The following is a 7,009-nucleotide window of genomic DNA, read 5'->3' as shown; positions in this document are numbered from 1 at the left end:
ATGAGATCGTCCACATCGATGCGGCGCTCGCCGTGCTCGATCCGGGACAATCCCAGCACCGGGATGGGGCGTCCGAGGGCCTCGAGCCTGCGTGCCGAAGCGCATGTGGCGAAGCCACGAGTCTCGAGTGCTGACAGGCGACGCCAAAAGGGCCGAACCCCGCGCGCGCCAGCGCGCCAAAGATACAGCGCTAAGAAAACACAGGCTCTTCGTCGCGGGTGCGCTTCAGTTCGAAGAAGTGCGGGTAGCCCGCCAGCGTGACCACCGCGTCCCACAGTTTGCCCGCCTCTTCACCCCGGGGGATGCGGGAGAGCACCGGACCGAAGAACGCGACCCCGTTGACGTGGATGGTGGGCGTACCGACATCGGGTCCCACCTTGTCCATACCGGCGTGGTGGCTGATCCGCAACGCCTCGTCGTAGTCGGTGCTCGTGGCCGCGGCGGCCAGTTCCGCGGGCAGACCGGCCTCGGTGAGCGCGTCGGAGACGATCGCGGCGAAGGTCGCGTGCGCATCGCCCTCTTGTTCGAACTCCGACCGGCGGTCGTGGAAGCGGGTGCCCATGGCGGTGTAGAGCGCCGGCAGGATGTCGTCGCCGTGCTGCTGGGCGGCCGCGATCGCCACCCGCACCGGGCCCCAGGCGTTCTTCATCAGGTCTTGGTACTCGGGCGGCAGATCACGACCCTCGTTCAGTACCGCGAGGCTCATCACGTGGAAGCGGGTCTCGATATCGCGAACCTTCGCGACCTCGAGGATCCAGCGGGAGGTGATCCAGCACCACGGGCACAGGGGGTCGAACCAGAACTCGGCAAGATCCTTCTTCACGGCCGTGTCGGACACGAGTGGTTCCTCTCCGTAGTTTTCGCTGCACTCCGACCAACCCGCCGGGGCGGGTTTTCGTTCCCGGTCCGGCCGACTGTCGCGGGCAGCCTCAGTACGCTGGCGGGAGTAGTTCGGATCGTCGCTGGAACAACCCACTACAAGGGAGTGTCACCCATGACATCTGCGCGGCATTTCGTCATCGTCGGCGCCGGACTGGCCGGTGCGAAACTCGCTCAGGCGCTGCGGGACAACGATTTCGACGGGCATATCACCTTGATCGGCGCGGAGGAGCGACTCCCTTACGAACGCCCGCCGCTGTCCAAGGAGTATCTGGCGGGTAAGAAACCGCTGGAGGAGTTCACCGTCGCCGATGCCGCCTGGTACCGCGACCACAATGTGGAGTTGCTGCTCGGTACCGAGGTCACCGCCGTCGACCGGGCGGCCCGGACGGTAGCTCTGCCCGACGGTTCGACGCTCGAATACGACAAGCTCGCCCTGGCGACCGGGTCCGCCTCCCGCACGCTGCCCATCCCGGGCGCCGACGCGGAGGGGGTCTACACCCTGCGCACCCTGGAGGAGTCCGATGCGCTGATCGAGCTGCTGCGGACCGCAGGGCGGCTGGTCGTGATCGGGGCGGGGTGGATCGGGCTCGAGGTGACCGCGGCGGCACGGGCGGCGGATGTGGCGGTCACGGTCGTGGAGACCGCGCCCGGTCCGCTGCTGGGCGCCCTCGGGCCCGAGATGGGTGAGGTTTTCGCCGACCTGCACCGCGCGCACGGGGTCGAACTGCGTTTCGGCACGCGGGTGGAGGAGATCACGACGTCGCAGGGGCGGGCGACCGGTGTCCGTACCGCGGACGGCTCGACCGTGCCCGGCGACGCCGTCCTGGTGGCGGTCGGTGCCCGGCCGCGGCTGGGACTCGCGGAGTCCGCGGGACTGCCGACCGGCACCGGAGTCCTCGTCGATGCCGGTCTGACCAGCAGCGATCCCGATATCTTGGCAGTCGGCGATATCGCCGAACAGGACCATCCCGTGCTGGGGCGCCGGATCCGGGTCGAGCATTGGGCGACTGCCCTGAACCAGCCGGCCGTGGCCGCGCAGACCATGCTGGGCAAATCGGCGGTATACGACCGTCTCCCGTATTTCTTCACCGACCAGTACGACCTCGGTATGGAGTACACCGGGTTCGCGGCGCCCGGCGACTACGAGCAGGTCGTGGTACGCGGTGACCGGGCGGGCCGGGAGTTCGTGGCGTTCTGGCTGGACCCACAGCGCCGGGTGCTGGCCGGAATGAACGTGAATGTCTGGGACGCCGGCGACCGGATCAAGGAACTGATCCTCTCCGGGGACCCTGTCGACCCGGCGAAATTGGCGGACCCTTCGACGCCCCTGTGATCCGTGGCAGGTATCACGAATAATCAGGTCGCCCGGCAGGAGGCAGCGTCTCCCCCCGGCCGCTCCGTCCGCCGGCCGCCGGGGCCACACCCGCTTGTCCGGGTTGCGGCGTGTTCGGCGAGCAGGGGATCGCGAGCGTGCCCCGCACCGGTCCGGGCCCGGAAATCACCAGGTGCGGCCGGTGATCAGTTCGTAGGCCTCGACGTACTTCCCGCGGGTGGCGGCGACGATATCGGCGGGGATCTCGGGACCCGGGGGCTCTTTGTCCCAGCCGGTCGAAGTCGCCCAATCCCGGACGAACTGCTTGTCGAACGACCGCTGCGGACGCCCCGGCTCCCATTCCGCGGCCGGCCAGAAACGGGAGGAGTCCGAGGTCAGCAGCTCGTCGCCGAGGGTGAGCACCGCACCGTCCCAGCCGAACTCGACCTTGGTGTCGGCGATGATCACACCCCGTTCGGCCGCGTAGGCCGCACCGCGGGTGTACAGCTCCAGGGTGAGATCGCGCAGGCGTTCGGCCACCGGGCGGCTCTCCTGCGCGACGACCTCGTCGAAGGTCATCGGCTCGTCGTGACCGGACGCCGAGCCCTTCGTGCTCGGAGTGAAGATCGGCTCCGGAAGCCGGTCACCCTCCCGCAGCCCCTCGGGCAGCCGGATTCCCGATACCGATCCGGCCCGCTGGTAGTCCTTCCAGCCCGATCCGACCAGGTAGCCGCGGGCGACGCATTCCACCATGACCATCTTCAGCGGTTTCACCCGGATGGCCCGACCGGCGAACTCCGGCGGCACATCGGTGGTGGACAGCACATGGTTGGGGATATCGGAGAAGTAGTCGAACCACCAGTTCGACAGCTGGGTGAGCAGCGCGCCCTTGTCCGGGATCGGAGTGGGCAGCGAGACGTCGTACACCGAGACCCGATCCGAGGCGACCAGCAGCAGAGTATCGCCGTCGGTGTACAGGTCGCGCACCTTCCCGGCGTGCACGTGTTTCACGGGCGGGGCTCCGATCCTGGTCGAGTGGTACGCGAGATCAACTCCCGCGCGGGCAACCTTACCCACGTGGCATTGTGGACAGCGCCCGTGCCCACTGTGTTTTCGAAGGAGCCCGATGTCCGCACCGAACCTCACCCGCGATCAGGCGATCGAACGGGCCGGCATCGTGTCGGTCGAGAACTATTCCGTCGAACTCGATCTGACCGACGGCGCCGGTAAACCGGGCGAACAGACGTTCCTGTCCCGCAGTACGGTCACCTTCACCGCGAAACCCGGGTCGCGGACCTTCATCGATATCGTCGCCCGGGGCGTACGGTCGGCGGTCCTCAACGGTAAACCGCTCGATATCGCCGGATACGACGAGGCGGCCGGGATCACCCTGCCCGACCTGGCCGAACGCAACGAACTGGTGGTCGAGGCCGAATGCGAGTACTCGCATACCGGTGAGGGCCTGCACCGGTTCGTCGACCCCGCCGACGACGCGGTGTATCTGTACTCCCAGTTCGAGACCGCCGACGCCAAACGGATGTTCGCCTGCTTCGATCAGCCCGACCTCAAGGCCACCTTCGATATCGAGGTCATCGCCCCGCAGGACTGGAAGGTGATCTCCAACGGCGCGGGCACCGCCGAAGGCGGACGGCACCGCTTCGCCACCACCCCGCTCATGAGCACCTATCTGGTCGCGCTCATCGCCGGACCGTACGCGGTGTGGACCGATACCTATACCGACAAGCACGGCACCATCCCGCTCGGCATCTACTGCCGCGCCTCACTGGCCGATTTCATGGACGCCGACCGGCTGTTCACCGAAACCAAACAGGGGTTCGGCTTCTATCACAAGAACTTCGGGATCCCGTACGCGTTCGGAAAGTACGACCAGTTGTTCGTACCGGAGTTCAACGCCGGGGCGATGGAGAACGCGGGCGCGGTGACCTTCCTCGAGGACTACGTCTTCCGGTCCAAGGTCACCCGGGCCTCCTACGAACGCCGCGCCGAAACCGTACTGCACGAGATGGCGCATATGTGGTTCGGCGATCTGGTCACCATGAAATGGTGGGACGACCTGTGGCTCAACGAGTCGTTCGCGACCTTCGCCTCGGTGCTGTGCCAGGCCGAGGCCACCGAATACACCAGCGCGTGGACCACCTTCGCGAACGTGGAGAAATCGTGGGCCTATCGGCAGGATCAACTGCCGTCCACCCACCCGATCGCCGCCGATATCCCCGATCTGGCCGCGGTCGAGGTGAACTTCGACGGCATCACCTACGCCAAGGGCGCCAGCGTGCTGAAACAGCTGGTGGCCTATGTCGGGCTGGAGCCGTTCCTCGCGGGTCTGCGTGCCTACTTCGCCGACCACGCCTACGGCAACGCCACCTTCGACGACCTGCTCGCGGCACTGGAGAAGTCCTCCGGCCGGGATCTGTCCGGCTGGGGCACCCAATGGCTCAAGACCACCGGCCTCAATATCCTGCGTCCCGATTTCGAGGTGGACGCGGACGGCAACTTCTCCTCTTTCGCGGTGATCCAGGACGGCGCCGCGCCCGGTGCCGGTGAACGCCGGGTGCACCGGCTGGCGATCGGCGTCTACGACGACCAGGACGGCAAGCTGGTGCGCACCCATCGGGTGGAGCTCGACCTGCGGGCTGCCGAACGTACCGAGGTACCGGAACTCACCGGTGTTCCGCGCGGCAAGTTCGTCCTGGTCAACGACGACGATCTGACCTACTGCTCGGTCCGGTTGGACGCTGATTCGCTCGACGTCCTGGTGAACCGGATCGCCGATATCGCCGAACCGCTCCCCCGCACCCTCGCCTGGTCGGCCGCCTGGGAGATGACCAGGCAAGCCGAGTTCCGGGCCCGCGATTTCGTGGCCCTGGTGCAACGCGGGGTGGGCGCGGAATCCGAGATCGGTGTGGTGCAGCGGCTGCTCATGCAGGCCAACACCACCCTGCGCAGCTACGCCGACCCGGCCTGGGCCGAGGCGACCGGCTGGGCGGACTACGCGAACCGGCTGCTCGAGCTGGCCCGGGAGGCAGAAGCGGGCTCGGACCACCAGCTGGCCTTCGTCAACGCGCTCACCGGCGCGAAACTGTCCCCCTGGCATACCGAAGTGCTGCGCGAGCTCCTCGACGGCGACCCGGGCGCGGTCGGACTGACCGGGCTCACCGTGGACACCGACCTGCGCTGGCGGGTGCTCACCGCGCTGGCCGCGGCAGGCGAGATCGACGCCGACGGCACCGGCACCCCCACCATCGACGGCGAACTGCGCAATGACGAAACGGCCGCGGGCCGGCGTCAGGCCGCCACCGCGGCCACCGCGCGGCCCATCGCCGAGGTGAAGGAATCGGCGTGGGCGACCGTGATGCAGGACGACTCGGTGCCCAATATCACCGCGCGCTCGATCGTCGGCGGATTCGCTCCCGCCGGGCAGGACGCCCTGTTGCAGCCGTATCTGGAGCGGTACTTCGCGGAGATCCCCGCGGTATGGGAACGGCGTTCCAGCGAGGTCGCGCAGACCGCGGTGGTCGGGCTCTACCCGTCCTGGGAGATCAGCGACCAGGCTGTCGCCCGCGCCGACGAATTCCTCGCCGGTGACCACCCGCCGGCGCTGCGGCGCCTGGTGAGTGAGGGCAAGGCCGGGATCGAACGCTCGCTGCGGGCGCGCGCCTTCGATATCTCCTGACCTCGACAGCGGAACGGCGCGTCCACCCTGAGGGTGGACGCGCCGTTCTCGTCGGTAGCGAGCGCTCCCGGATCACGCCCCGGCCGGGGCGCGCATTCAGCGGCCGATGGCCGCGGCCATCACCCGGACGGCCGAAACCAGGCCGTCGATCAGCTCGCCCTGCCGCAGCGAACTCAGCGCGGCGGTGACGCCGAGCTGGCACACCCGGTCGTTGGCCCGTTCGGCCACATCCCGGCCGGAGCGGACCTCGACGGAATGGTCGTTCGGGGAGACGGCGATGAGCACCGAACGCGCCGCCTCCGGAGTGGTCGGGAACAGCGCGTCGACCGTGGCGCCGGCATCGGGGCCGAGGTCGCCGATGAACACGTTGAACCGCACCTTGGTCGCGCGGGTCGCCTCGGTCAGCACGTTGTCCATGGCGAGCCGCTCGTTGTTGTCGAACGGCGCCTCCTTGAACACGTCACCGGCCTCGTGCACCCCGGAAACCCGGCCGCTGGTCATCAACGCGTATCCGTGCGGCAGTTCGGACTCGACCACCGCGGGCCATTTAGTACTTGCCACTTGCCCGGCCTCCGATCAACGCGCCCTTCGGGGCTTCCAGGGAATCGAACGCCACATGAGACCCATGCGACGACTCACCGGCATCGTAGGAATGACCATGCCCGGTGACCTCATCGGTAGCACTCCACAGCACCGGAGCCGAAGTCCACTTCTTGCTCATATCGAAATGGACCGGCTTCTCGCCGGGCAGCGGCTTACCGATATACGACAAACCAGCGATTATGAGGTAGATCCCCAGCGGGATACCGGCGAACACCGCCACTGTCTCGAGAATGCTCACCCGTTAAAGGTATCCGATCCCCTGTAGTAGATCGCCCACCGGTGGCGTGTTGCCCGACCCGCGCCCGACCCCGGTCCCCGGACAGACCCCCATCGCCTACCCCACCTCACCCCCCGGCCCCCATCCGGATGCGCCACTCCCCGACCACAGGCCACCCACCCCGCGCCGAGTTTTACGAGGCCCTGAAAGGGTTCGGCCCGCGTCTGCTGTCAGCCCTCGAAGCGATGTGGCAGGACCCACTCCTTGCTCATGGTCGCTGACGCCACTGTCGCATACCGCC

The 7,009-nt window shown here is 67.7% G+C and carries 6 protein-coding genes; 2 read left to right on the top strand and 4 right to left on the bottom strand.

All coding sequences use genetic code 11. The features are described from left to right. Positions 1-190: 190 nt before the first annotated feature. Positions 191-838 (bottom strand): DsbA family protein, encoded by a 648-nt coding sequence (locus AB0F41_RS31235; protein WP_357430136.1) that lies wholly within the window; start codon positions 836-838, stop codon positions 191-193. Positions 839-994: 156 nt separating this feature from the next. On the opposite strand from AB0F41_RS31235, the gene AB0F41_RS31230 reads away from it, so the two are divergent. Next, positions 995-2,215: an FAD-dependent oxidoreductase gene (locus tag AB0F41_RS31230; protein WP_357430134.1), complete on the top strand. Its 1,221-nt coding sequence runs from the start codon at positions 995-997 to the stop codon at positions 2,213-2,215. 165 nt (positions 2,216-2,380) lie between these two features. Here the strand turns inward: AB0F41_RS31230 and AB0F41_RS31225 are convergent, their stop codons facing one another. Continuing rightward, entirely contained in the window at positions 2,381-3,205 is an 825-nt protein-coding gene (locus tag AB0F41_RS31225; RefSeq protein WP_357430132.1) for a phosphoribosylaminoimidazolesuccinocarboxamide synthase, read from the bottom strand. A gap of 115 nt (positions 3,206-3,320) precedes the next feature. On the opposite strand from AB0F41_RS31225, the gene pepN reads away from it, so the two are divergent. After that, complete coding sequence (pepN, locus tag AB0F41_RS31220; protein ID WP_357430130.1) at positions 3,321-5,888, top strand: aminopeptidase N; 2,568 nt, start codon at positions 3,321-3,323, stop codon at positions 5,886-5,888. A gap of 96 nt (positions 5,889-5,984) precedes the next feature. On the opposite strand, the gene AB0F41_RS31215 is transcribed toward pepN, so the two are convergent. Both AB0F41_RS31215 and AB0F41_RS31210 read right to left on the bottom strand, forming a co-directional pair. Then, positions 5,985-6,449 (bottom strand): DUF5130 domain-containing protein, encoded by a 465-nt coding sequence (locus tag AB0F41_RS31215; protein ID WP_357430128.1) that lies wholly within the window; start codon positions 6,447-6,449, stop codon positions 5,985-5,987. Further along, entirely contained in the window at positions 6,436-6,729 is a 294-nt protein-coding gene (locus AB0F41_RS31210; RefSeq protein ID WP_357430126.1) for a hypothetical protein, read from the bottom strand. Before AB0F41_RS31210 ends, AB0F41_RS31215 begins: the two co-directional genes overlap by 14 nt. Between the last annotated feature and the right edge of the window lie 280 nt (positions 6,730-7,009).

This window comes from Nocardia sp. NPDC024068 (genome assembly GCF_040638875.1).
GTDB lineage: Bacteria > Actinomycetota > Actinomycetes > Mycobacteriales > Mycobacteriaceae > Nocardia.
The sequence above is the reverse complement of the archived record's forward strand: the minus strand, read 5'-3'. Positions and strand labels throughout refer to the sequence as shown.